This window comes from Candidatus Berkiella cookevillensis, from assembly GCF_001431315.2.
Taxonomy (GTDB): domain Bacteria; phylum Pseudomonadota; class Gammaproteobacteria; order Berkiellales; family Berkiellaceae; genus Berkiella_A; species Berkiella_A cookevillensis.
Genome location: NZ_LKHV02000001.1, coordinates 1,808,311 through 1,834,524 on the forward strand (window position 1 = coordinate 1,808,311; position 26,214 = coordinate 1,834,524).

A 26,214-nucleotide genomic window follows, 5' to 3' on the forward strand; every position below is an offset into this window, starting at 1 on the left:
ACCAAATGTTTATATCATATATCGATTTACGATATTATATTTTTTCATAAACAGCAATAGCCATCTTGGCTTTTTATGGTTTACAGGAATGTAAGATAGTGTCATGACATCGCAATACTCAACTTACTTCTATTTTCATGATAGGATTCTCTCTTCAGGGCAAGTGAGCACACTTGCCCCCTGACGAGGTGAACCGTACCAGGCAAGAAAAGACGGCTCTTTATAAACTTTACACAATAAGGAGTATTTTATGTCTGTCACATGGTCTTGGATTACGCTTGTCATTGCCGGCCTTCTTGAAATTTGTTGGGCTATCGGTCTCAAATATACCAACGGTTTCACAAAATTAGCGCCCAGTATTTTTACTATTTTAACGCTGGTAGCCAGCATCTATTTACTGGCTCGAGCCAGCCAAACACTCCCTATAGGCACAGCATATGGCGTATGGGTTGGAATTGGAGCACTTGGTGCTGCTGTATTGGGCATTATTTTGTTTAACGAAGCTGCTTCACTTACTAGAATTTTCTTTTTGGCTTTACTGCTTATCGCAATTATTGGCTTAAAACTCACCACCCGATAATCAAATATTTTTTCTCGTCAAAATGCCAGTGCGTACTGGCATTTTGTTGCACAACTTATTGTGGCTGTCCTATATAATTTTTTTTTCAACGGATAAATTTTTGATATAGTAAATCGATAATTAAGGAATAGCTTAGTTAAAAAGGAAACTCAATTAAACCAGATTCATGATAGCTAAAGGACTTGCATAGATGGCAATTATCAAAACAACGCTAACAACACTTATTACAGCAATCGCAGTCGTTGCAATTTATGCAACCACCAAACCGGATGATTTTAGAGTTGAACGCTCGCAGATTATCAAAGCCCCTTCAGAAAAAATTTTCCCCTTGATTAATGACTTTAATCATTGGCCACAATGGTCTCCCTGGGAAGATCTCGATCCTAATATGAAAAAAACACTAAAAGGTGCGCCTAAGGGTGTAGGAGCCATTTCAGAATGGGAAGGCAATAAGGATGTTGGCAGCGGTAAAATTGAAATTATAAAATCTACACCTAACACTCAAATCACTATGCAATTAGACATGCAAAAACCTTTTCCAGCAGCAAATACTGTTGAATTCTCTCTTGCCTCTGAAAAAGATGAAACAAAAGTAACATGGTCAATGAGTGGCAAAAATAGTTTTATTGCCAAAGTCATGAGTATTTTCATAAATTGCGAAAAAATGGTTGGCGATCAATTTGAAAAAGGACTCAGTAAATTAAAAGAAGTTTCTGAGAAATAGAATAAATATCCATTATCTATATTAAAGACAATCATGAAGGGCTACCATAAAATGAGTAGCAAAATTAATTATGGCAGCTCCTCTGATTGCGCTTCATCTAACGCCCTTAAAAAAGGTACAAGCGCATCCACACTTAAGATATGATCTATCTTTAACATATTGAGCGCAGCCTGTGGCATTTCTGGTGCTTCTGCTGTTTGTGGATCTTGAACGATGGTAAGGCCTCCTCGTTTTTGTATAGATTGAAGCCCTTTACACCCATCAGAATTTGCGCCAGTTAACAAGATACCAATCAAGTGTGATTGATATGCAACAGCAGCGCTTTCAAATAAAACATCAATAGAAGGACGAGAAAAATTAACAGCTCCTTCTGACGATAAAGACAATGTGAAATCATGTTCTATTAACAAGTGATAACCAGGAGGAGCAATATATACAACCCCCTCTTGAATAGTTTCTCCTAAATCAGCTTCTTTTACTTGCATCATGCTAGATTCATTTAAATATTCTGCAATGATGCTTTTAGCATCCTCTTTAAGATGAATTACAATGATAATAGGAATAAAATTTTTAGGAAACTGAGGAATGATATTATTTAAAACTGAAAACCCACCAAATGAGGTTCCTATCACAATCGCTTTATATTTTTTGCTGCTCATGACATGTTATTTACGATACATTATGTTCTAATATTTCTCGAATCTTCGATGCTAATGCATCTAATCTATACGGTTTCATAATATGCTCTTCTAATATATTTTTATCATGTAATGCAATTTTAGGATATCCCGATGTTAATAAAACTCGTATATTTTTGATATATGTTTTTGCTTGAGCAGCAAGCTCAACTCCGTTTATGCCACCAGGCATAATCATGTCTGTAAATAGCAAATCAATTTTTGCATTGTTTTTAATAATATTAAGCGCTTGAGTAGCATCATGTGCAACAAGTATTGTATAACCAATACTACTCAAATATTCTACTACTAAATCTCGTACATTTGATTCATCCTCAACAATTAATATTGTTTCATGGCCTGTGATATCTTTATCTTCGTTAACAAGCTCTTTTTTATGAACGACCTCATCAGAATATTTAGGAAAATAAAGATTGAACGTCGTACCATGATCCAGCTCACTATATACGGTGATCATTCCTTTTGATTGTGTCACGAAACCATATACCATACTTAAGCCAAGCCCTGTTCCTTTGTTTTTGGCTTTAGTTGTATAAAATGGCTCAAATACATGGCTTAGCGTTTCTGCATTCATTCCTATGCCCTGGTCTGTAAATGATATTTTTGCATAATCGCCAGGTAAAACTTTATATTGACCAATAGAAATAGTTCTATCTACACTAATATTTTGAGCTTGTATATATATTTTTCCTCCATTAGGCATAGCATCTCTTGCATTAATTGCCAAATTTATCAAAGCATTATCAAACTCATTTGCATCAGCCCAAATGGGCCATACATCATCAGCACATTCCAAACATAACTGAATAGTTTCTCCTAATGTAGGCGATAATAACTCAACAGCATTATGCAAATGCTTTGCAAGCTCTATATTTCTTGGAAAAAGTGTTTGTTTGCGAGAAAATGCAAGCAATCTTTTCGTCAAAGCTGTTCCTCTGTTAACGCCATTTAACGCAGATTGCACGTGCTTCATTTCTTCTGCTTCAATAGACAATTTCATTGCAAGCAATTCTAAATTTCCTTGCACAGTCATTAAAATATTATTAAAATCGTGCGCAATACCACCTGTTAATTGCCCCAAAGACTCCATTTTTTGTGCTTGGTGTAGTTGTTGCAAGGTTTTCTCATTATTGATCCTATGAGTTGCATCAGTAAAAACAACAACAGCACCTAAATATTTATTCTGGTTATCACGCAAAGAAGTAACGACATAATCAACAGGGAAATTACCACGATCTTTTTTGATAAAAGCTTGATCCATTTCGCGCGAGGAATAGCCATTAGAACTGGCTTTATATATTTTTGTATCTTCCCAAACATATTGTTTAGCAACAAGACTCTCTTTAGGTAAAATTTTTTCTATCGACTCATTAATAAGATCTTTATAATCCCACCCTAGCATTGTCATTGCTGCAGGATTAATAAAATTAATACAGCCCTGTGCATCAAGACCAAAAATACCTTCTCCTGCTGAATCTAAAATAAGTTGATTGCGTCTCTGTAACGCAATATTTTCTTCACGCGATTTGTGCATTTCCATAAATATTTTAACTTTGCCAAGCAAAATATTTTCTTCAATTGGTTTATACAAATAATCGACTGCACCAAGCTCATATCCTTTAAGCCTATGATTTTCATCAGTATAATAAGCCGTAAGAAAAATAACAGGTATTTTTTTTAGATCATCATTAGTATGCATAATTTCTAAAACTTCATACCCATCCATTTCTGGCATGTTTACATCTAACAATATTAAAATCAAGTTTTCTTCTTGAACAGCTGATGCCAATGCAGCATTTCCAGAAGATGCTTTAATTAATTTTACATTTAATCCTGACAATAGCTTTTCTAAAACTATTAAATTTTCTATCTTATCGTCAACCAATAGCACAGAAGGTTCTTCGGTATATATGGCATTATTTTTCATGCGTTTATAAAAACCTTATATGATTTAAACAAATCCTTTTTTATAAATTTTCCATTCTTTATCAAACAACTCAAGCCCAGGATTTATACTCATAAAATCTAAGCTTTCCTTTACACCTAAACACAAGGCGCCACCAAAACATAGGCTTTCATTAAATAAATTTATGGCTCTGCATTGTAATGTCGCATCAAAATAGATAAGCACATTTCTACAGAGAATTAAATTCATCTCTCCAAATGCGTGATCTTGGGCTATATTATGTTCAAAAAAGAAAATGTTTTTCCTAAGTTTGTTATTAAAGATAAAAGCATCATATTTCAAACTAAAATAATCCATTAAATCGTGCTTACCACCTGATTTATAATAATTTTCTTTATACACATCAAGCTGATCTACCTCAAAAATACCTTCTTTTGCTTTTTTGAGCTGCAATGGATTAATATCTGTGCCATAAATACGTGCCCTGTCATACATGCCCTCTTCATGTAATAAAATTGCCATTGAATAAACTTCTTGACCAGAAGCACAACCAACATGCCATATTTTGATAAATGGGTATGTTTTTAATATAGGGATTATCTTTTTTCGTAATGTTAAAAAAAATCCTGGATCTCGAAACATTTCTGTTACAGGAATGGAGAAACAATTTAACAAGTCATTGAGAAGCAATTCATTACAAAATAATTTTGGAATAAGCTCAGAAATATTTTTTAAATTATGTTTTGAGGCAAGACGATTTGCAGAACGTCTTAATGATTCTTTTTTATATTGACCAAAATCCCAACCATAAAGCATCTTTATTGCTTGAGTCAAAAGCTCCAACTCTAAAAGTTCTTTGTCTTCAACTTTTACTGACATACACAAGCCTTTAGAAGAATAATGAGTTTATCAATATCTACAGGCTTGGTTAGATAATCTGTTGCACCTAACGCCAAACATTTCTCACGATCAGATGACATTGCTTTTGCAGTTAATGCAATAATGGGCAAAGAAGAAAATTTAGGTATTTGACGAATTTTTTCAATCGCTTCTAATCCATCCATGACAGGCATCATGATATCCATGAGAATCCCATCAAAATGATTTTCTTTATTTAGCATATCAATTGCTACTTTACCATTTGATGCAATGGATACATCCACACCATATTGTTTTAATATTTTAGCGAGGGCAAATGTATTGCGCATATCATCATCTACCAATAATATTTTTTTATTATTTAATCCATTATTATCCTCAATATCTTGATAAAAAGGATCTCCCTTAGAAATTGATTTTTCCATTTGATGTAAGAACAATGCAGTTTCATCCAAAAGTCGCTCTAAAGAAACCTTACCCTTGATAATGATATTTTTAGAATATTTTTGGAGCAAATCATGCTCTTCTTCTGTTATTTCATGTCCGGTATATATAATCACTGCTGGATGTGCAAGTGAAGAATCTTCCATTATTTTACTGATCACATCAAATCCAGAAACATCTGGCAATCCCAAATCTAACACCATGCAATCAAATTTTTGAATTTTTAGCAAATGTAAAGCTTCATTTCCAGTGCGCACACTTAATACTTGTATAGATTTTTCTTCATAAGCTTTTTGAATTTGTGCCCTCAAAACATCATCATCTTCAACAACTAAAAGTTTATTAATGCGATCATTTATGCTGTGAGATACACTTTGGATAGCCAAATCAAGTTTTTCAATAGAGATAGGTTTCATTAAATAACTTGCGGCACCATACTTCATGGTTTCTTCCTGCTTATCTGCGCCGCTAATGAAATGGATAGGTATACTCTTTGTTTGAGGATTATCTTTCAACTTATCAGCAACCGATAAACCATTCATATCTGGCAAATTAATATCTAGTAAAATACAAGCAGGTTTTTCTTCTAAAGCTATTTTTAATCCAGTATGGCCTGTTGTAGTATGTTTACAATCAAAGCCCTTCTTTTTACAAACATCCATTAAGATTTTAGCAAATTGTATATCATCTTCAATAATTAACAGTGTTCTACTTGTTTTTTCAGAAATGCTTTTTTGTTGCAGGTTGTTTTTTGCATGTATTTCTATGCTCTCAACGGGATTAAGCACTTCATCAGATTGCGTGCTTACAATAGGCAAATAGAGAGTGAATGTACTACCCTGCCCTTCAATACTCTCTAGTTGAATTGCCCCACCCATTAATTTTGCTAGCTCAGCTGATATAGATAATCCTAAACCGGTACCATTATATTTACGATTAAGCGCACCATCACCTTGATAAAAAGTCTGAAATACTTCATTATGCTTTTCTTTAGGTATTCCTATTCCTGTATCAATAAGACTCCAAGCAATATATCTTTCTTTATCTATATTACTCATCGCTAATTGACTTGTAGAAGATGGCTTATGCACTAACAACTTAACAAAACCATTTTCTGTAAATTTAAGTGCATTAGAGATTAAATTTTTGATAATTTGTTTCAATCGCTGTGCATCTGAATAAATTGAATCAACAACGCCCTGTTCAATCTCCACAGAAAAATCAAGTTTTTTACTTTGGAAAATTGCCATAAAATCAGCTTTTATAATATTCGTAAAATCTTTTATGATGATTTTTGAATTATGAATTTCAATTTTCCCTGCTTCTACTTTTGCAATATCTAATACATCATTAATCAACTGTAAAAGATCAACACCACTTCTATGTATCACATGCAATGACTCAATTTGATCTTTATTCAAATTCTGCTCTTTGTTGTCCGCAAGCATTTTTGATAAAAGTAATAAACTATTTAATGGTGTTCTTAATTCATGTGACATGTTTGCCAAAAATTCAGATTTATATTTACTGGCCACCTGAATCTGCTTTGCTTTTTCTACTAAATCTGCTTGTGCTCTTTTCAGTTCTTCCGATTGTGCTTGTAAACGTGTATTACGTTCTTCTAATGATTGATTCAAGGTACGTTGTTCTTCGTCTCTTACTCTAAGCTCTTCTTCAGAGGTTCTTAATTCTTCTGCTTGCGTTGCCAGCTCTTCATTAGATGCTTTTAATTCTTCTTGCTGCACTTGTAATTCTTTTGTCATATTTCTTTGCTGTATAAGCAATTTTTCAGTCACTGTTTTCTGCTCACAAACTCGGATGCTACTTGATACAAGTGGCGTGATATTTTCTAAATAGCTAATTTTTAATGGTGTAATAATTTCATGAAAAGCAAGTTCAACAACACCCACCAACTCCCTTTTATCTATTAATGGAAAAGTATAAGTATTCAATGGGGGTTCTTCTGTTAATGCTGTCGTGATTACCAAGTCACGTCGCTTGATATTCTTTAATAAGATAGGCTTCTTCTCTAAGGCAACTTGCCCTACGATGCCATGACCCAGTAAAAATTTATTTGATAATAATTCTCTCTCTGTATAAGAATACGAAGACACCAGATTAAGCTGCTGTGTATCTGAATCAAATAAATACAGTGCACCTATACCAGATTCTAAATATCGACAAATAGCTGCCAAAATTTCATTGCATAAATTAGAAAGTTCTGGATTCTGAGATATTGCTACCAATACTTGACTCGTACCTTCCTGCAACCACGATTGCTCCTCATAATACAGTTTATTTTGGATCAATTTTTTTGTCATATTCGATAAAGCAAATACCAATTTATCTTGCTCAGATCGTGGTTGTATAGACAGTGAATAATCCCCGTCAGAAATTGATTTTGCTGTTGAGGTGATTTCTCTCATTGTTGCTATCATTTTATTGATAGATTTTGCTAAACGCTGGATTTCAAGACTACCAGTAACTTTAACATCTTTCCCAAGTTCACCTTTAGCAATTAATTCTGCTGCTTCTGTTATATTGATAACAGGAGATGAAATACCTCGCGACAACCGTGCACTGAATAAGGCGCCAATAATCAATCCAAAGGCTAGGAAGCTCCACTCCATTACACTCAGCAACCACATCGATTCCTTAACAAGCATAACTTGTTGTGCCATTTGTTCATTTTCATATCTAATCAAAGACTCTAAACTTTCTCTAATAGGTGTTACTAAATTTTCCCTATCTTCTATAAATAATTCTAAGGCCTTTTTTCTGTCTATTAAGGTATAATCCTCTATTTCTTGTTGACTTCTCTTCAATGGTGCAATGTTCTCTCTAACAATTTGGAACATTTCTATTTGTTTTGGATCGCGTGATATATTCGTTAGTTTCTGTAAAGATTCAGCACTTACACTAATTTTATTATCCCATGCAATGAGTCGCGTTTTTTTAAAACTCTCTTCTGGAATAATCAACCAGCCTCTTAAAGACGCAATAGATTGATTAATACCATTGAGCAATTCCAAAGAAGCTTGAACAGTTGGCATGCGCTGATTTACAATATCATTTATTACTTCATTTGTTCTATAAGTCTGCCAAAGAGACAACCCTATTGATAATGTCAAAATCAATATCAAGAGTGAAAATGATAAAGCAATCTTTGCATATAAAGTTAGCCCTAAGCGTTTGGCCTGCATTTACCAATCCTCATGAATTTTAAAAAATCAAATTCCTATTTTCATTTACTCTCAGCCCCGATATACAACACTATATTGCATAAGTAGATGATATTTTTATTTATTTGCTGTATCTCGCATATTTAGAAGAGGACATATCTGCCTCAATTTGCGCAGCTAAATCACTAGCTTTTTTTGGATCTTGCTTCAGTATTACACGCAAATCATCATCAATACCTTCTAATACTTCTGCTTTTTTAATAGACTCATCCAATGCTATAAATGCTTTTTCATGTTCTGGGTTATTGCCATCCATAACAATCGCAAGCACTGTTAATGCCTCTCTATTGGTCAATGCCTCCATCGTTAAACCAACTTGCATTAATGCGGTATTCAATCGTTGATAGCCATCAATATCAGGCTCAGCCTCGTGCGTATATTGTCTTATTGCATCTAGAACACTTGGATCAGGCGCAAGATTATCTGTATGAGGATGAGTTGTTAAAGCAGAGACGGCTAAAATATTAGCGTTCAAATTTTGAGATGCAGCGTACAAAGTAGCAGTAAAACCACCAGCATTCACATGATCATCGTTAATAACAATATTTCTGCCAGCCAAATCTGCAACCTCAAAGAAAGGTTGTTTTAAAATCCTTTCATAGGCAGTCGCATCCGTTCGACTGGTTGCTGTTAAAGTCATCACAGGCTCATCTACAAAAGAAACGCCACTTAACTCTGGATATTTTGTTTCCTTCAGTTTATTGAGCTCTCTCACCAGCATTTGAGAATACATATTCGTAAGAATATTATAATTTGTACCTGCTTTATCATAATCTTTAATCGGCCTGACAATGGCAATCTCATTGCCAAATTCTGGTTTGTAGTTTTTGATGGATTGATCTAATAACTTTTCGATATCTTTTGGATCCATTAATGCGTCTAATACTTTATAAGCCGCATCCAATCTAAATTTCATATCTTTATTTTCAATGTCTACGATATCAATTGAGAAACTTAATTTCATTCCAGAAGGTTTCATTGCAGAACTTTTCTTCTGTAATTGTGTGGCAGCCACCCTCTCTTTCTTTAAATTAGAGCCTTTTTTCGCAATTTGACGCAAATCAGCTAAATGCAACTCCATAACTTTATTTATAAAAATATTATTTGTTGCATTTTTTGAATTCGAAAAGATATTCAGTTTATCTGTGCCTTTTTGGCTACATAATGAGTTAATTTTGGCTTGTTCTTCTTCGCTAAATTGAATTAATGCGATGCTATCATCAAGGGCACTTATCGCCGTACCTGGTCTCACTTTAGATTTTTCATACAAAGTCTCTAATTTTTCTTTTAAGGCAGGCGGTGTAATCTCTGCAATCACGCTTTCTAAGGCTTGTTCTAATTTGCGTATATCAGGCATCTCTGGAACAAAACTGGAGCTAAGAACAGCTGTTCTTTTTCGATCTGATTGTGTATATGCCTTTCTCTCGGTGAAATCAGGAGAGTCTGATGAAGAACCATTTACAGACATACTCGACTCTTCGTCTCTAATAAATTTGTCGTATAGCTAAGTGTAGTTGAAAAAAATAGAAATCAGAGATTTTAAAGAAGGATTCATAGCAGAATTGTTTAAATATGCAGCCTATATAAGTATAAAAATAGGGATATTTATACTATTTAAGGCTGCATAAAGAGAAATATTTCATTTGGACGGCTTCTTTTTTTTGTCCATTGCCTCTTTTTCTTTTTGATCGAGGTATTGATTAATACCTGCGGTCATTTGTCTGTCTTCTTCAGCAAGCCTATCACGCTCTTCTTTTGACAAGAGATCAGATTTAGGAACCGCTGTAGGCTTAGGTTGATCATCCTTCTTATCAGGACCTCTTTTCATTTTTTGCCTCTAACATCTCATGTAAATATTTTACTGTAATGCGTATATACCCAGGAAAACAACTTAGCTATTTCCCATTTGTTAAGACTAGCATAAAAAAAACTGTATAAAATTTAGCAATTCGAAGCACTAACACATAATGCATAACTATAAAACTTAGCAACTCGAAGCAGTTATGTATTAGGCTAGGCGCCAAGTCTCGAGCAACCGGAATGTACAATTAGTACATGAGGATTGCGAGAAGGCGCAGGCAACAACGCATAATGCATAACTATAAAACTTAGCAACTCGAAGCAGTTATGTATTAGGCTAGGCGCCAAGTCTCGAGCAACCGGAGTGTACAATTAGTACATGAGGATTGCGAGAGGACGCAGGCAACAACGCATAATGCATAACTGCAAAGAGTTTAGAAGCTGTTTCAAAAATAGTAATTTTTCGTTCAGCCAAGGCGCAGATTCTTTGAGCAGCGTAGTTTACACAGATGTAAATGAGCAGCGCAAAAGAAGCTGCAACAAAGGCTCAACGAAAAATGGCATTTTTGAGGCTGCTTCTAGGCAATGGGGAGAGTAACGCCCTTCTGCCCCTGATACTTCCCTTCTCTATCCGCATAGGAGGTTTCACAAATTTCATCAGACTCTAAAAAGAGCATTTGTGCAACACCCTCATTTGCATAAATCTTCGCAGGTAATGGCGTTGTATTTGAAAATTCAAGCGTTACATGCCCTTCCCATTCTGGCTCAAGTGGTGTGACATTTACAATGATACCGCAACGCGCATAAGTAGATTTACCCAAGCAAATAGTCAATACGCTGCGTGGAATACGGAAAAACTCAATGGTTCTTGCAAGCGCAAATGAATTCGGTGGGATCACACACACATCACTCACAACATCTACAAAACTATTTTTATCAAAGCCTTTTGGATCAACAACGGTTGAATGAATATTCGTAAATACCTTAAATTCGTTGGCGCAACGCACATCATAGCCATAACTAGATGTACCATAAGATACAACTTTTTGCCCATGATGATAGCGCACTTGTCCTTCTATAAACGGCTCAATCATACCGTGCTTTAAAGCCATTTCCCGAATCCATTTATCTGATTTAATTGCCATCTTTAATGTCCTCTTATGACTCAACTACAATTTTTTGAGTCGGGGTAGAATAATCCAGTGCACGTGTTGCAAGTTGCATACTCACTTGCTCCGCACAGTTTAAAAATAATTTTGCTTCTTTGCTCAGCATTTTCGCATCAATAAGTTTTTCACCCTTATCGCTCTTTTCACGAATAGATCTTGAGAGTGGTAATTGCGCAAGCAATGGCAAATCAAATTCGCTTGCAAGTTGCTGCCCCCCTCCTTGACCAAAAATGGCTTCCATATGGCCACAATTTTCACACACATGCGTGCTCATGTTTTCTACGACGCCTAATACAGGGATAGATAACTTTTCAAACATTCTATAGGCTTTATACACATCTGCTAAAGCAATGTCCTGTGGCGTTGTGACAATGACGGCTGCACTCAAAGGAACCTTTTGTGCCATAGTAAGTTGTATATCTCCGGTTCCCGGCGGCAAATCAAGAATCAAATAATCACAGGCTTGCCAGTGGGTATCATTGAGCAGTTGTTGTAGTGCTTGGCTAACCATGGGGCCTCGCCAAATCATGGGGGTCTGCTCATCGACTAAGTAGCCCATCGAAATCGTTTGTAAGCCAAAGCTTTCTACGGGTACAAATTTTTTGTCATCGGCTCCCGCCTTTGTATGTAATTTACCTAGCATTCTTGGCTGACTTGGCCCATAGATATCTGCATCCAACAGCGCAACTTTTGCGCCTAAGGTACTGAGCGACAAAGCAAGATTGAGCGCAACCGTTGATTTACCTACTCCGCCCTTTCCAGAAGCGACGGCAATAATATTTTTGATATTAGGTCTTGGCTGCAAAGCAGATTGCACTTTATGGCGTCTTATCAATGGATTTACGTCCAAACGAATAAACAAGTCTGGCCAGTGCCTGCTCAAACGCTCTATAATAGACTGTTTTAATTGATAATAATTATCCTGAGACAAGTAAGGTATACCAAGTTTTATCTCTAGCTCATTTCCTGTCAACTGAAGTGCCCTAAGTAACTTAGGATCGGCAAAATTTAAGTTCAAAACAGGATCGATGCATGCTGCCAGCTCTGACCGCACTGCTTGTTCAGTTAATGCATATGTATCATTCATTAGAGAATCACTTACTTACCCATCATGCTTAATGGAAGTTATTTGCTGAAATCGGTATAGTGTGCCGAAAGTTGAGCCGTTTGCAAGAGGAAATCATCATTATGTCGAAAGAATTGTCGCAAAAACGCGAAATATTAGTCACCAGCGCACTCCCCTATGCAAACGGGGATCTACATTTAGGACATTTAGTCGAGTATCTTCAAAGCGACATTTGGGTTCGCTATCACCGCCTTCGTGGTACTACTTGCTATCATATTTGTGGTAGCGATGCGCATGGTACCCCCATTATGCTGCAAGCTGAAAAACGCGGCATTTCTCCCGAAGCACTGGTGAATGAAGTGCATCAATCTCAGAAAGAAGATTTTCTGAAATTTGGTGTCGCATTTGACAATTTTTATACAACACATTCCCCTGAAAATAAAAAACGCTCTGCTCAAATATATGAATCCCTCAAAGCAAACGGGGATATTGAAAGCAAAACCATTAATCAACTATTTGACGCAAGCAAAAATATGTTTTTGCCTGATCGCTACGTCAAAGGCACCTGTCCTAAATGCAAAGCAGCCGATCAATATGGCGATAGCTGTGAAGTATGTGGTGAGCATTATGATCCTACTGAGCTCATAGATCCTGTCTCTGTACTCTCTAATACACCACCTCAATTAAAAGAATCAGAACATTATTTCTTCAAGCTCGATTCCTATACAGAGAAGCTTAAAGCATGGACACACAATGGCCATTTACAACCACAAATTACACGAAAACTAAATGAATGGTTCGATGCCGGCTTAAGAGGATGGGATATCTCCAGAGATGGCCCTTATTTTGGTTTCAACATTCCAAACACTGAAAATAAATTTTTCTATGTGTGGTTAGATGCACCGATTGGATATATGGCAAGTTTTGAAAATTATTGCCAACAAAATACCTCTATTCGTTTTGAAGATTATTGGCATAAAGACAGCACAAAAGAGCTATATCATTTTATTGGTAAAGACATTGTTTATTTCCACGCGCTGTTTTGGCCAGCCATGCTCATGGGTAGTCAATATAGAACACCAACCGCTATTTTTGCACATGGCTTTTTAACCATTAATGGCAAAAAAATGTCAAAATCCAGAGGAACCTTTGTCACGGCTAAGCACTACTTAAATTATCTAAGCCCCGAATACCTTCGCTATTACTTTGCAGCAAAATTGAGTGATGGTATCGATGATCTTGATTTAAATTTAGATGATTTTGTGAAGCGCGTGAATGCAGATTTAGTCGGTAAATATGTGAACATTGCCAGCCGTTGCGCTGTCTTCATCAACCGTCATTTTGACAATACATTAAGTGATAGCATTGATGAAACAATCTATCAAAAATGCATTGAATCTTCTGAAGAAATTGGGCAAGCATGGGAAAACCGTCAATATAACCAGGCCATACGTTTAATCATGAAGGTTGCAGATATCGCTAACCAATATGTAGATGAACATAAACCCTGGGAATTGATTAAAAAAGGGCAATCAGAGCAAGTTCAAAAGATCTGTACCCTCGCACTGAACCTCTTTCGTATATTGACCATTTATTTAAAGCCAGCATTACCTTCTATTGCAAAAGAAGTTGAAGCTTTTTTAAACATTAAAGAACTCAGATGGGATGACTTAGAAAAACCTTTGCTCAGTCAGAAGATTGTAGCCTTTAAACCACTCATGAATCGTGTTGATCCTAAACAGGTAGAAAAAATGATCGAAGAAAACACCCCAACTCAAAACACCGCACCTGCAACAGCAGATACAAAACCAAGCGCTGCGCCAGAGAAAGCGAAGCAATATATTTCAATTGATGATTTTGCAAAAGTAGATCTTCGTATTGCAAAAATTATCCAAGCAGAAAATGTTGAAGGTGCAGATAAACTTGTTAAACTCATTCTTGATATTGGTGACGAACAACGCCAAGTATTTGCAGGTATTAAAAGTGCCTACCCACCAGAATCATTGGTTGGCAAATTAACCGTTATGGTTGCAAACCTCGAGCCTCGTAAAATGCGCTTTGGTTTATCAGAAGGCATGGTTTTAGCAGCAGGCCCTGGCGGGAAAGATCTTTGGATATTACACCCTGATCAAGGTGCAGAACCTGGTATGAAAGTAAAGTAATCCTATGAAAGATGTGCTGCTAACAGAAAAAATAGAAGCTTTATTGCCACAGACTCAATGCGAGAAATGTGGCTTTAAAGGATGTAATCCTTATGCGAAAGCACTGGCGGAAAATCAAGCAGAGATTAATCTCTGCCAGCCAGGTGGAAATGTTACGATGCGTGCATTAGCAAAGCTACTGCATAAACCTGAACAACCACTGGCTGAAGAGGCGACACATGCACAAATCGCTAAAACCGCAGTGGTACAAGAAGAAGCCTGCATCGGTTGCACAAAATGCATTAAAGCCTGCCCTGTCGATGCCATCATTGGCACTTCTAAAAAATTGCATGTTGTTATTAGCGATTTTTGTACAGGTTGCGAACTATGCCTGCCCGTTTGTCCTGTAGATTGCATTGATATGGTTGCGACAAATGATTCTTTACCTACTTGGATCATTGAAAGTTCAGAGAAACGCCAACAAAAAGCAAAGGATAGCAAACTTCGCTTTGAAAAGCGTAATGTGCGTATACAAACAGAGCAAGCAAAAAAGCAGGTTGAAAGAGAAAGCATCATCACTCAAACCAATTATAAAGATGATATTGCTGCTTCTATATTAAGAGTAAAAGCGAAACGTAAAGATTTTTCATTTGAAACCAATACATCATATGAATAAAGAGAAACGATCTGAGATTTTCGCACGCTTTGAGCAACAAAACCCAGCCCCCACAACAGAGCTGGTGTATGGTAGTACTTTTCAGTTGCTAGTGGCTGTTATTTTATCTGCACAAGCAACAGACGTCAGTGTCAATAAAGCAACAAAGCTTTTGTTTAAAGACGCTCCTACACCAAAACGCATCTTAGAATTAGGGGTTGCTGGCTTAAAACCTTATATTCAATCTATCGGCCTTTATAATACGAAAGCAGAAAATATTATTAAAACCTGTGATATTCTTCTTCAGCAGCATAAGGGTCAAGTACCAGATGAGCGTGCTGCACTTGAAGCATTACCAGGCGTTGGCAGAAAAACAGCAAATGTTGTTTTAAATACTGCTTTTGATCAGCCCACAATTGCGGTTGACACGCATATTTTTAGAGTTGCCAATAGAACAGGTATTGCACCAGGCAAAACACCTCTAGCAGTTGAAGAAAATTTATTAAAATATGTACCTAATCAATATAAAAAAGATGCACACCATTGGCTGATTTTGCATGGACGCTATGTTTGCACGGCACGAAGCCCTAAATGCGCTACTTGCATAATCAATGATTTATGTGAATATAGTCTTCGCACATGAGTTTTCAGGTAGGCGTCAAGCCTCGAGCAACCGGAGTGTACATATTAGTACATGAGGATTGCGAGAAGGCGAAGACAACACCCCGGAAAGCTCATGCGCGAAGACTATACCCTAATAAAAACTAAGTGGATAAACAGAGGCATATGATGGAAAATTTTAATCATCAAGACACCCGAAAAGTATTTTTTGAAGCTTGGCAAAAAGAATTGCATTCTCAACCTGTCACGCCACTAGAAGGCATTATCGTAGATGTACTGAAGCGCCATCCAGAATATCAATCCATTTTTTCGCACCAAGAAGCATTTGAAAACTTTCAGATTAATTTAAAAAATGGAGGCGTGAATCCATTTTTTCATTTAAGTTTACATGTGGCTATTTTAGAACAAGTCAATGCCAACAGACCTAATGGCATCAAAGAAATTTTTGTACGTTTACATAACAAATACCACGATCAAACAGAAGTAGAACACAAAATGATGGAAGTACTCGCGCAATTATTGCACGATGCAGCCCATAAGCCAGAGTTTTTGGCAGATGATTCAGAATACTTGGAAAGATTAAAACGATTGTTTAGGTGATAAAATAAAATATCGATGAGCACCGCGAATCACTTCTTTCTTTGTTATCAAAGAAAGAGGCACCTTTAGGTGCAGAGAAGGATTTTTAAAATACAGATTCTAAAAAATCCATCTGCTCACTAAAAGTGAGAGCCTCTTCCCTTGACTTCAAGGGAAGAAAATCATTCACTTCGTTCATTTCTTAACGAAACACTTTAAGCTCAACCCGTCTGTTCTTCGCGCGGCCTTCTGCGGTCTTATTAGAGGCAACGGGCATCCTATCTCCAAAACCTTTGAGCGTGAATAGCTCAGGATCAACCCCCTGATAAACTAAGTAATCTTTCACTTTCCACATACGCTCATTAGCAGTTTGTCGATTGGACATATAACCACCCTTACTATCAGAGTGTCCCGTTAAATCAATTCTATAAACATTCTCATCATGAGTAATATGCTCCGCCAAAGCATCTAACTTTATCATTGTCTCTTCGTCCAGCGCTTTACTGCCACTTTCAAAGTAAATGGTTGATTTTTTGATTGTATCAAAGGGGTATGCCACTAATTCATCTACGCAAGTAAGATATTTTTTATACGCATTTTGAAAACCAGAGGTTGCTAAAATAATAATATCTTTATCTTTGCTTGTTACTTTATTTTTAGGGATAGAATCATTGCTTCTTTGAAATTCTATTCTTGGTTCTCGACCTTCTGCTAAAGCAGAAATCATTTGATAGGGGGTCATTTTAGTAAGATGAATAGGTCTTTTACCAGTGGCTGCTTTTATTTCAGCTAATTGTTTGCGATTTGAACTGGCGGTTGTTTTCCAATCGGCTGGCGCATCCACAATAATCACAGGCGTTGCAGATCTCCTTCCCAAAGATGCTTCTAAGAAAAATTCTAACGTAGTGCCTGCTTTTTGAGAGAAAGTAGCAACACCATAACCAGGTATGGCGTGAGAAAGCGTGCAAAGGCGCTTGGAAGACTCTGTAGACCATGCGTCTTTATCAATGGGCGATTTATAAGTATCCGCCCAAGCAACAGAGGCTAGGCTGATCCAGGCAAAGCAGGTTAGAATGACACTATAACGGATGCTCATAAATGCAGTAAAAAATTTTTGATCCTACAACAACTATAGCTAATGAATGAGATATGAGAGAACTTAAAATTATTCAGCCTGATGACTGGCACTGCCATCTACGCGATGGTGCCTATTTATCCAGAACAGTACCTGATAGTGCCGCTATTTTTAAGCGAGTCATTGTCATGCCCAATCTAACAACGCCTATCACCCACCCTTCAGCTGCAAAAAAGTATAGGGAACGGATCTTAAATGCCGTACCTGAAGGTAATGATTTTGAACCACTCATGACACTTTATCTGACAGATGAAACAACGCCTCATGTGATTGCAGAAGCAAAAGCAAGTGGGATCATTCATGGTGCAAAATTATACCCTCAAGGCGTCACGACACATTCTGAAGCCGGTGTAACGAAATTAGAAAAAATTTATCCTACGCTTGAGGCAATGAGTGAACATCACATTCCCTTATTGATTCATGGTGAAGTGAACGATCCTGCTGTTGATATCTTTGATAGAGAAAAGTATTTTATTGATAAAATACTTACACAATTAGTCAAAAATTTCCCAAGCTTAAAAATAGTATTTGAGCATATTACAACCAAAGATGCTGTTCTCTTTGTGGAAGAAAGCTCTAAAAACGTTGCAGCAACTATTACCCCCCATCATTTGTATTATCAACGCAATGCAATGTTTATGGGTGGCATTAGACCGCATTACTATTGTTTGCCTGTCTTGAAACGCCAGGAGCATCAACTTGCACTCATTGCGGCTGCAACAAGCGGCAATCCAAAGTTTTTCATAGGAACAGATAGCGCTCCACACGCCGTTACACGTAAAGAATCCAGTTGTGGCTGCGCGGGTATCTACAATTCACCCACTGCTTTGGCATTGTATGCAGAAATATTCGCTACTCAAAACAAACTGCATAAGCTGGAAGGCTTTACTAGCCTATATGGTGCTGATTTTTATGGTTTAGCCCATAATCAGAAAACCATCACATTACGCGAAATATCCAAAAACGTTCCTGAAACCTTAAGCTTTGGTGATGAAACCATCATTCCTCTCAAAGCAGGTCAATCAGTAAAATGGGACATTATTTAGAAACTATTCATGAATATAAATTTAGCAAAACGATTTCGAGAATTTTTACCCGTTGTTGTAGATGTTGAAACAGGCGGTATTAATCCGCAAACAGATGCATTATTAGAACTTGCGGCTATTTCTATAAAAATGGATAACGTAGGAAAAATACATCCAGACAAAACCTATCATTACCATGTACTCCCCTTTAAAGGCAGTATTTTAGATCCTGTGGCATTGGCATTGAATAAAATTGATCCCTTCCATCCTTTTCGCTTTGCAGTAACGGAAGACGAAGCGTTATCCGATCTGTTTAGGAATATCAGCAAAGAATGTATTAATAAAAGATGCCAACGTGCGGTATTAGTGGGACACAATGCTTGGTTTGATCTTGCTTTTTTAAATGCTGCTAAAGAGCGCTGCGAGATTAAAAAATCCCCCTTTCATCGATTTACATCATTAGATACAGCAACTTTAGGCGCTTTAGTATACGGACAAACGGTTTTAGCAAAGGCCTTGAAAAAAGCCAAGATAGGATATTCTAAGAAGTCAGCGCATTCTGCTCTTTACGATACAGAATGCACTGCTGAGTTGTTTTGTAAAATCGTCAATGAATGGGAATTCAAGACTTAAACAAAACTCAACACAAGGCTTAAAGCTGTGCTTGATTTCCTTCAAGATAGCTTGCAACGCCTTGTGCAGTTGCCTTCATGCCTTCTTTGCCTTTTTCCCAACCTGCTGGGCATACTTCGCCGTGCGCTTCATGATATTGGAGTGCATCGATCACGCGTAAAATTTCATCAATATTACGACCAATAGGTAAATCATTAACGATTTGTGAACGTACATTTCCTTCTTTATCAATGATAAATGCAGCACGAAATGCAACACCCGCTTCAGGATGCTCAACGCCATAAGATTGGCAAATACGGTGATTAACATCTGCAACCAAGGTGTAATCTAATGCGCCAATACCGCCTTTGTTAGGTGGTGTATTACGCCATGCATTGTGCGTAAATTGAGAATCGATAGAGATCCCAATTACTTCTACATTTTTTGCTTTAAATTGATCGATACGATTGTTCAATGCAATGAGTTCTGAAGGGCAAACAAAGGTAAAATCAAGAGGATAGAAGAATAAAACGCTGTATTTACCCTTAATTGCATCAGATAATTTGTAATCCGCTCTAATTTCACCATTCGCCATAACCGCAGCACTATGGAAATCAGGGGCTTTTCGAGCTACTAAGACAGTCATTTAACACTCCAAAAATTTATTTATATGCAAGGGAAAATATGCTAACACATATTATTTTAAGCGACTATTGGTGAATTTATTCAATGCGCTGGATAATCTATGCAGATTGGCGGACATGCTTGTCGCTTTGTCCGCTCTACTAATATAGGAAGAAATCAAACAGCCGCTTCTTTGGAAAGCATTTTCTCGCCAACCAAGCTCTCTTTTGCAAGCAATTCTTGTAGTTCACCCTTTTCATACATCTCAGTGACGATATCACAGCCACCAATCAACTCGCCTTTTACATATAACTGAGGAAAGGTTGGCCAATTAGCATATACCGGCAAGGTTTGTCGAATATCTGGGTTTTCAAGAATATTTACATAGGCAAACTGTGCTTTGCATAACTTTAACAAATGCACTACTTGGCCAGAAAAACCACATTGTGGAAACTGGGGCGTACCCTTCATATAAAGTAATAAATCATGCCCTTCGATTTGCTGCTTAATACGCGATAAAGTATCCATGAAAACCCCTACAAATTCAAAACTCGCATTGTAGAGGATCTTCGTCCAAATTTCATGCAATGCTTGATATATGTTTAGGCCATGCTTAGACTACCGTCGACTATAGATACAAATAATTATTATGTTAACTAGATAATTGGAGTTGATCATGGCAATTGAGTTACCCGCGCTCCCCTACGACCTGGATGCACTACAACCACACATTTCTAAAGAAACATTAGAATTTCATTATGGTAAACATCATCGTGCATACGTGGACAATTTAAACAAATTGATAGCAGACAACACTGAATTTGCAGATCAAACACTAGAAACTATCATTTTAAAATCTTCTGGTGGTATTTTTAACAATGCTGCACAAGTATGGAATCATACTTTTTATTGGAATTGCTTAAAACCCAATGGTGGCGGCCTTCCTACCGGCAAATTAGCAGAAGCCATTAATCAAAGCTTTGGCTCTTTTGAGGCATTCAAAGAAAAATTTACACAAACAGCAATTACTACCTTTGGTTCTGGTTGGGCATGGCTTGTTAAAAAACAAGACGGCAGCATAGATTTGGTTAGCACTTCTAATGCAGCTACCCCTATGACGCAAAATCAAAAAGCATTATTAACATGCGATGTTTGGGAACATGCTTATTATATTGACTATCGTAATGCACGTCCTAAATATCTTGAGCATTTCTGGGAACTCATCAACTGGGATTTCGTTGCGGAAAATTTCGAAAGATAAGCACATCTTAGATTAAGTTCATTGCCAAATTTGCAAGCAGCATGGTAACGAAGCAATCCATATATTAAGATGGATTGCTTCGCGAAGCACTTGCAACCTGAGTGCTCCTTACAAAATTTTTATATTGAAAAACTCAGATAATGTGTCATACCAGCGAAGGCTGGTATCCAGTAGCCCTTTGGGCTACCAGGCGCAAAGCACCTGTGGATCCCAGATATTTTGCTTCGCAAAACTCTGGGATGACAATCTAATAGAAGTTTGTAGAGTTATTCACCATAGACTATTCCGATCTCAAAAACTATATTTTTTCACAGCCCCATAGCACAGCTTTGTTCAACCACCTTAATCCCTTTACTCTTTTTAATGGCATAATTAAACATTAAGCCTCTAAGAGATTAGCTATTTTCTACCCTGCCTATTTCTTAGGTCTATTGCCTTGAAAATCGATTTTAAATTTGTTATCAGATATTTAAACACGCGCTAGTGTGTACCATACCAATAACGCACCTCCAATAATAATTTTGAGCCTTGCTGACGTATACAAGAAGCTGCGATAAATTGATGAAAGACGCTCAGTTTCAAATAAAAAGGACGGTGCCAATGATTAGCCAAGCTCCTCAAAAAAATCTCGCCACAAAGCTCAATTTGATTTGGAATAATAACACTGTAATTACAGAACAAGCCCTCTACGATCTGCTTGTACTCACCAGTCTCAATCATGAATCAATGACACTATCAGGTGAGTCAATCTTTGCAGCAAGCATGCCAGAATTAATCTCTTATGGAAAGCAACCCCTAGAAAAAGCAGCCTTGGATTTGTTAGGGCAATTCATCATTCAGACCCAAGATGCTATTCTCTTAGAAAAACTAGCACAAAGAATGCTTGAAACAGCAGATACTCAAAATATATTTACAAGCTTAAAGGCAACAAGCTGCACAAAACTAGCATGGGTTAATATTGAATTTAGTAAACAATACAATAATTACTTATTGGAAACACTCTCATTAGATGAACTCAAATGGTTGTCTATTGTTATTGATTCAGGCCAATATATTTCCCAAATCGGAAAACAAGATCATAAACTCACAGCCCCATTACCAAGTAATGCGTATTTTGAAAACATTAATCGAACATTAACATTAGCGCAAGCAAATTCAGAAATAAGAGCCTATTTAAGTGCCACAATAAAAAGCAAACTAATGGCTTTATCAACGCCCAAAGCCGACTATGTACGCGAGTCAGAAGACTTGGTCAATCTTGTGACAGAAACTCAAATACGTGCTGAATTCTACCCTTTTGCTCGCGCTCATATGACATGGATTAAAGGTTACGCAGCTAGTATTGGGCAAGCATTTGCAAGTGAAGAGCCTACATTTTTGGAATGGGCATTAGTCACACTTTCCACTGGCAATAGCGAATATAAAGCTTATCAACCATCTGCTGAAGAATATGCAACATTACAATCATGGATAAATAGCTATGGCAGAGGATATCTCATTGATACATTGGATCTATATTTAAGCAAACGCGCTATCACTACACCTCATGATGCAGTTTCAGGATACTATGATAATGCGGTGCAAAGTTTAGATCTCAATAGCAAACGATGGCTGTTATTAGAACTCGCCTTTAAAAATTTTCCCCAAATAAATGAAACGGGCATTCAACAGCCTACACAAGAGCAATTGGCTATATGCAAACAATTGATTGAAAACACAAACGGATGCACAAGCCTTTGGCGTAATTTACAAGAAAAATTAATTCAAAATATAGGTCCACAATTAAAAGAAACCTTCTCTATTATATCAGCGACGCTTTTTGCGATTGCTAGCGAATTACCGGATGAGGCAAGATTATGGCTGTATCTCGCAATCATGACAAATACAAAACCACAATTCTTTGATTTAACCAATATTCACTATCACGAACAACTTAGTAACACAGCCATCCGCCAAATTATCACTTCTGATATTACAGATCACTTTATATTCTTAGCAAGTTGCTCTGATATGATGCGCTCAATTATCAAAGCCGCTTTAACACAGAAAGACAATGCACCTGATTTTGCTCAAAAAGTCAAAACCCTTCCTCTATACCAAAAAAGTTTTACAGAAAATGAGCTAAAAAGATTGGATGAAAATGCTAAACATTGGCTGCTTTACGCACTTTGCTTTAATAATGTTGTCACAAAAGCAACTGCAATATCTTCTACGCTTAATATTACGGTTCCAAGTGGTCGGCTTTTTGAACATGTGAATATAATGCTAAATCAAGCACAAATGAGTTCTGAGCAAAGAGCCATGTATATAGAACAACTTGTTCAAGGTTTATCGTATTCTGCACACGATGCATTTGGATCAGTTGTTCAAAATTTTATCAATATCACCATTGATACGCTTAATGAAGATGAGCAAGCTTGGCTGTTTTTATGCTTACATCAAAAAAACTGCAATATACAATCTGCCGATTTCAATAAACAATTTCCCAAACCAACTGAGAAACTTAGCGCTGTAACTAGAATATTATATTTACTCAGTATGTTCCCCAGTAAAATCGCAATAACAACACAGCATTTAAAAGAAAAAAATGCTATGTTGGGCTATTTTGAACCAACCTTATTAGACGCATTAGGTCTTGTAACAAATCAATATATTGAAGTTTGCGAAATGGCAAATCTGGCCTGCATGGATGAAAGACAATCTACTCGCTTTGCATTTATACTGTCACAAGCACTACCAGCACCCATAAAAATATGGATGGCTGCTAACCTGGAACGAGGTGTAGTTGATGCTTCTCTTATGTTCATGATGATTTCTCAAAATAAAATACCGCCTCATATTGCCATGCCATTATTACATAATGCCACTTCTTTACTATTACTTGCATTAAAATGGCCAAACTTGAAAGAAATCATCATTGAAAAATTTGGCGGAAACAAAAATTCAATAAAACCTATCACTGCAATAAATGTCAATAACATGCCATTAGGTGATGTTGGTATGAGTATGCTATGCGAAATACTCTCTACCCAATCTGATGCTTTAATGGCTTTTTCTGCGCAAGGAACAGGCATCACCGACAGAGGATTGCTCAGTTTCAGTCAAAAATTACTTGCTAAAGCATCGCTTGAAATTATTGATTTTGGAAAAAATGATATTTCTATAGAATGCCTTAGCATGTTATTTGAAAATCCTTTACTTAAAGAAAATCCTCAATACCTCATTAGACTTGTGTCTGCAATATTGTCTGATTTACAACATCCTGATGTTATCATCTATCTAGCAAGCCATTTATTATTAAAAGATGTTTTAACAGATAAAATACCATCACAAGATACACTCGCCTTTTATAAAAAACCTGAGTTTACAAATGCACTTCAAAAAGCAGACTTCCTGCTGAGCCAAGGAGAAAATATTCCCTTGGTAGAAAATATGTTAAATACCATTACTCAAAGTATACCTGCTATTGTGCTGGATACTCAGCTTATCCATGCAGCACTATCAGCAAAGGATACCTCTATAGTAAGCGCTGTACTCTTTCATGTGATGGATAATATTACTAATCCATCAACCATTGAATGGATTAAAACTTGTTTAGAATCAGGTGAAATCCATTTACCCAATATGGGTGGTGCTGATGCCAAACAAGGTGATGTCCTTCAAATGCTTCAGTCTGCCTCATTGATGCTAGCGCTCAACCAAGATCTACGTCAAAAACTTTATCAAACATTAGGTGGCGATCATGGACAATTATTGCCACCCATTCGCACGATAAATATACAAAACTGTAAAATACCAGAAGATTTACAAGCAGTGCTATGCTTAGGATTAGACAGCAATCTTGATACACTCCAAAATTTACAGTTCAAAGCTATGGGATTATCAAACCAAACATTAGAGAGGATCTGTCGTTCAACACACAGTCATTTGACTATGAAAAGTCTAGATATTGGTGGTCATACAATGACAAGCGACACTCTGAATGCAGTCTGTGAGGCTTTAGAAAAAGGTCATATACAAAACCTAGATTTATCAGAATGTGCAATCAACTCTGAGATGCTAAATACAGTCATTGGCGCACTGCTAAACAGCAATGTTCATCATCTTAAAGCACAAAATAAATTAACAGATATTGAAAACAGCGCTTCACAAATCTCTGATTTTGCAGCAAAATCTATTGCTCAATTTTTAGCCAATCCTAATTGCCCGCTTGTTTCTTTAGATCTCTCTCATAATAAAATCAGTGCATTAGGCTTACATTATATTACCTCAGCCATTACATCTAACCCTGCCTCTAAACTTGAAACACTCTGTCTGAATCATCAATTATCTATGGGGGATGCTTTTATCAAACAGATTGGAGCCTTAATTGCGCACCCCACACAACTCAAACAGATAGAGATAAACGGCCATACCGCTAAAAAAGAAGCTCTCGAACTGTTAATTCCCGCTCTTGCCAAAAATACATGTCTGCAAAAATTATGCATACATCCCAAACAAGATATGTCTTCTGAAACTGACTCAGAAATAGAGAAAATATTGCAGACTATTAAAACCATGATTGCACAAAATAGCCAGCTATCAGTTATGACTTCAGATCTTAAACAACTCAAACTAGAGCGCTCTGATAGCTCAAGCAGTGATAACGCAGAAATAGATGTGCTCATAAATGATTTGGGTAAACAATTAGTTTTTTCAAAAGCCAAATCACAAAGTTCAGAGACTTTGCGTATTTCTGGAGATATAGTCACAGCACATGATTTTTCGGGTAGGCGTCAAGCCTCGAGCAACCGGAGTGTACATAAAAGTACATGAGGATTGCGAGAGAGCGAAGACAACACCCCAGAAAACTCATGTGCGAAGACTATATTTCTAAAAATATCGACTCATCTCATATGCGAAATACAGAAGCTAAATTTTAGCCATAGTACATGAGGTTTGCTCACACGGAACACAATGCCGATATGAAGATTACGAGAGGACAAAGACAATACCCATGAAAACTCATGGGGAAAGACTATAAGTGGTATTTTTTCACCGACGAGCACCCTAT

Annotated in this window: 21 protein-coding genes and 1 riboswitch; of the genes, 10 read left to right on the forward strand and 11 right to left on the reverse strand. The window is 36.8% G+C overall.

Translation table 11 applies throughout. The features are described from left to right. The first annotated feature begins 154 nt into the window (after positions 1–154). Positions 155–222: riboswitch (guanidine-III (ykkC-III) riboswitch) on the forward strand. A 28-nt stretch (positions 223–250) separates the two neighbouring features. Together sugE and CC99x_RS07905 are read left to right on the forward strand one after the other, a co-directional pair. Then, complete coding sequence (sugE, locus tag CC99x_RS07900) at positions 251–580, forward strand: quaternary ammonium compound efflux SMR transporter SugE (protein ID WP_057623797.1); 330 nt, start codon at positions 251–253, stop codon at positions 578–580. A gap of 190 nt (positions 581–770) precedes the next feature. Beyond that, positions 771–1,304, forward strand: a complete 534-nt coding sequence (locus CC99x_RS07905) for an SRPBCC family protein (RefSeq protein ID WP_077065349.1) — start codon at positions 771–773, stop codon at positions 1,302–1,304. A 68-nt stretch (positions 1,305–1,372) separates the two neighbouring features. On the opposite strand, the gene CC99x_RS07910 is transcribed toward CC99x_RS07905, so the two are convergent. From CC99x_RS07910 to apbC, 8 genes are all read right to left on the reverse strand, one after another. Beyond that, positions 1,373–1,963 carry a chemotaxis protein CheB gene (locus CC99x_RS07910; protein ID WP_057623799.1) on the reverse strand — a complete coding sequence of 197 codons (591 nt, stop codon included), beginning with the start codon at positions 1,961–1,963 and terminating at the stop codon, positions 1,373–1,375. 10 nt (positions 1,964–1,973) lie between these two features. Beyond that, positions 1,974–3,929 carry a response regulator gene (locus tag CC99x_RS07915; protein ID WP_057623803.1) on the reverse strand — a complete coding sequence of 652 codons (1,956 nt, stop codon included), beginning with the start codon at positions 3,927–3,929 and terminating at the stop codon, positions 1,974–1,976. Between the two features lie 24 nt (positions 3,930–3,953). Continuing rightward, on the reverse strand, positions 3,954–4,787 hold the full coding sequence (locus tag CC99x_RS07920) for a CheR family methyltransferase (RefSeq protein WP_057623805.1): 834 nt from the start codon (positions 4,785–4,787) through the stop codon (positions 3,954–3,956). Further along, the gene (locus CC99x_RS07925; protein WP_057623808.1) at positions 4,778–8,434 is read right to left on the reverse strand and encodes a response regulator; all 3,657 of its coding nucleotides are present in this window, start codon (positions 8,432–8,434) and stop codon (positions 4,778–4,780) included. Before CC99x_RS07925 ends, CC99x_RS07920 begins: the two co-directional genes overlap by 10 nt. 100 nt (positions 8,435–8,534) lie before the next feature. Next, complete coding sequence (locus CC99x_RS07930) at positions 8,535–9,941, reverse strand: hypothetical protein (protein WP_057623810.1); 1,407 nt, start codon at positions 9,939–9,941, stop codon at positions 8,535–8,537. Positions 9,942–10,112: 171 nt separating this feature from the next. Further along, complete coding sequence (locus CC99x_RS07935; RefSeq protein ID WP_057623813.1) at positions 10,113–10,301, reverse strand: hypothetical protein; 189 nt, start codon at positions 10,299–10,301, stop codon at positions 10,113–10,115. Positions 10,302–10,851: 550 nt separating this feature from the next. Beyond that, positions 10,852–11,418 (reverse strand): dCTP deaminase, encoded by a 567-nt coding sequence (gene dcd, locus CC99x_RS07940; RefSeq protein WP_057623816.1) that lies wholly within the window; start codon positions 11,416–11,418, stop codon positions 10,852–10,854. A 13-nt stretch (positions 11,419–11,431) separates the two neighbouring features. Further along, entirely contained in the window at positions 11,432–12,529 is a 1,098-nt protein-coding gene (apbC, locus tag CC99x_RS07945) for an iron-sulfur cluster carrier protein ApbC (protein ID WP_057623819.1), read from the reverse strand. A 101-nt stretch (positions 12,530–12,630) separates the two neighbouring features. Here apbC and metG point away from each other — a divergent pair, with 101 nt between their 5' ends. From metG to CC99x_RS07965, 4 genes are all read left to right on the forward strand, one after another. After that, positions 12,631–14,670: a methionine--tRNA ligase gene (gene metG / locus CC99x_RS07950; protein ID WP_057623820.1), complete on the forward strand. Its 2,040-nt coding sequence runs from the start codon at positions 12,631–12,633 to the stop codon at positions 14,668–14,670. A 4-nt stretch (positions 14,671–14,674) separates the two neighbouring features. Continuing rightward, positions 14,675–15,325: an RnfABCDGE type electron transport complex subunit B gene (locus CC99x_RS07955; protein ID WP_057623823.1), complete on the forward strand. Its 651-nt coding sequence runs from the start codon at positions 14,675–14,677 to the stop codon at positions 15,323–15,325. Then, positions 15,318–15,947: an endonuclease III gene (gene nth, locus CC99x_RS07960; RefSeq protein ID WP_057623825.1), complete on the forward strand. Its 630-nt coding sequence runs from the start codon at positions 15,318–15,320 to the stop codon at positions 15,945–15,947. The genes CC99x_RS07955 and nth overlap by 8 nt, the downstream gene beginning before the upstream one ends. 143 nt (positions 15,948–16,090) lie before the next feature. Next, positions 16,091–16,525, forward strand: coding sequence for a DUF1841 family protein (locus CC99x_RS07965; RefSeq protein WP_083477292.1), 435 nt, complete (start codon positions 16,091–16,093; stop codon positions 16,523–16,525). A gap of 181 nt (positions 16,526–16,706) precedes the next feature. Here the strand turns inward: CC99x_RS07965 and CC99x_RS07970 are convergent, their stop codons facing one another. After that, positions 16,707–17,600 carry an OmpA family protein gene (locus tag CC99x_RS07970; protein ID WP_057623829.1) on the reverse strand — a complete coding sequence of 298 codons (894 nt, stop codon included), beginning with the start codon at positions 17,598–17,600 and terminating at the stop codon, positions 16,707–16,709. 53 nt (positions 17,601–17,653) lie between these two features. On the opposite strand from CC99x_RS07970, the gene pyrC reads away from it, so the two are divergent. Together pyrC and rnt are read left to right on the forward strand one after the other, a co-directional pair. After that, on the forward strand, positions 17,654–18,685 hold the full coding sequence (pyrC, locus tag CC99x_RS07975) for a dihydroorotase (RefSeq protein WP_057623831.1): 1,032 nt from the start codon (positions 17,654–17,656) through the stop codon (positions 18,683–18,685). 9 nt (positions 18,686–18,694) lie between these two features. Continuing rightward, positions 18,695–19,297, forward strand: coding sequence for a ribonuclease T (gene rnt, locus CC99x_RS07980; protein WP_057623833.1), 603 nt, complete (start codon positions 18,695–18,697; stop codon positions 19,295–19,297). Positions 19,298–19,316: 19 nt separating this feature from the next. Here rnt and CC99x_RS07985 read toward each other — a convergent pair whose 3' ends face one another. Together CC99x_RS07985 and grxD are read right to left on the reverse strand one after the other, a co-directional pair. Continuing rightward, positions 19,317–19,922, reverse strand: a complete 606-nt coding sequence (locus tag CC99x_RS07985; protein ID WP_057623837.1) for a peroxiredoxin — start codon at positions 19,920–19,922, stop codon at positions 19,317–19,319. A gap of 155 nt (positions 19,923–20,077) precedes the next feature. After that, positions 20,078–20,428 (reverse strand): Grx4 family monothiol glutaredoxin, encoded by a 351-nt coding sequence (gene grxD, locus CC99x_RS07990; RefSeq protein WP_057623839.1) that lies wholly within the window; start codon positions 20,426–20,428, stop codon positions 20,078–20,080. A 148-nt stretch (positions 20,429–20,576) separates the two neighbouring features. Between grxD and CC99x_RS07995 the strand changes: the two genes are divergently transcribed. Beyond that, positions 20,577–21,161, forward strand: a complete 585-nt coding sequence (locus tag CC99x_RS07995) for a superoxide dismutase (RefSeq protein WP_057623841.1) — start codon at positions 20,577–20,579, stop codon at positions 21,159–21,161. A 600-nt stretch (positions 21,162–21,761) separates the two neighbouring features. Next, positions 21,762–25,976: a leucine-rich repeat domain-containing protein gene (locus CC99x_RS08000; RefSeq protein WP_057623843.1), complete on the forward strand. Its 4,215-nt coding sequence runs from the start codon at positions 21,762–21,764 to the stop codon at positions 25,974–25,976. The last annotated feature ends 238 nt before the right edge of the window (positions 25,977–26,214 follow it).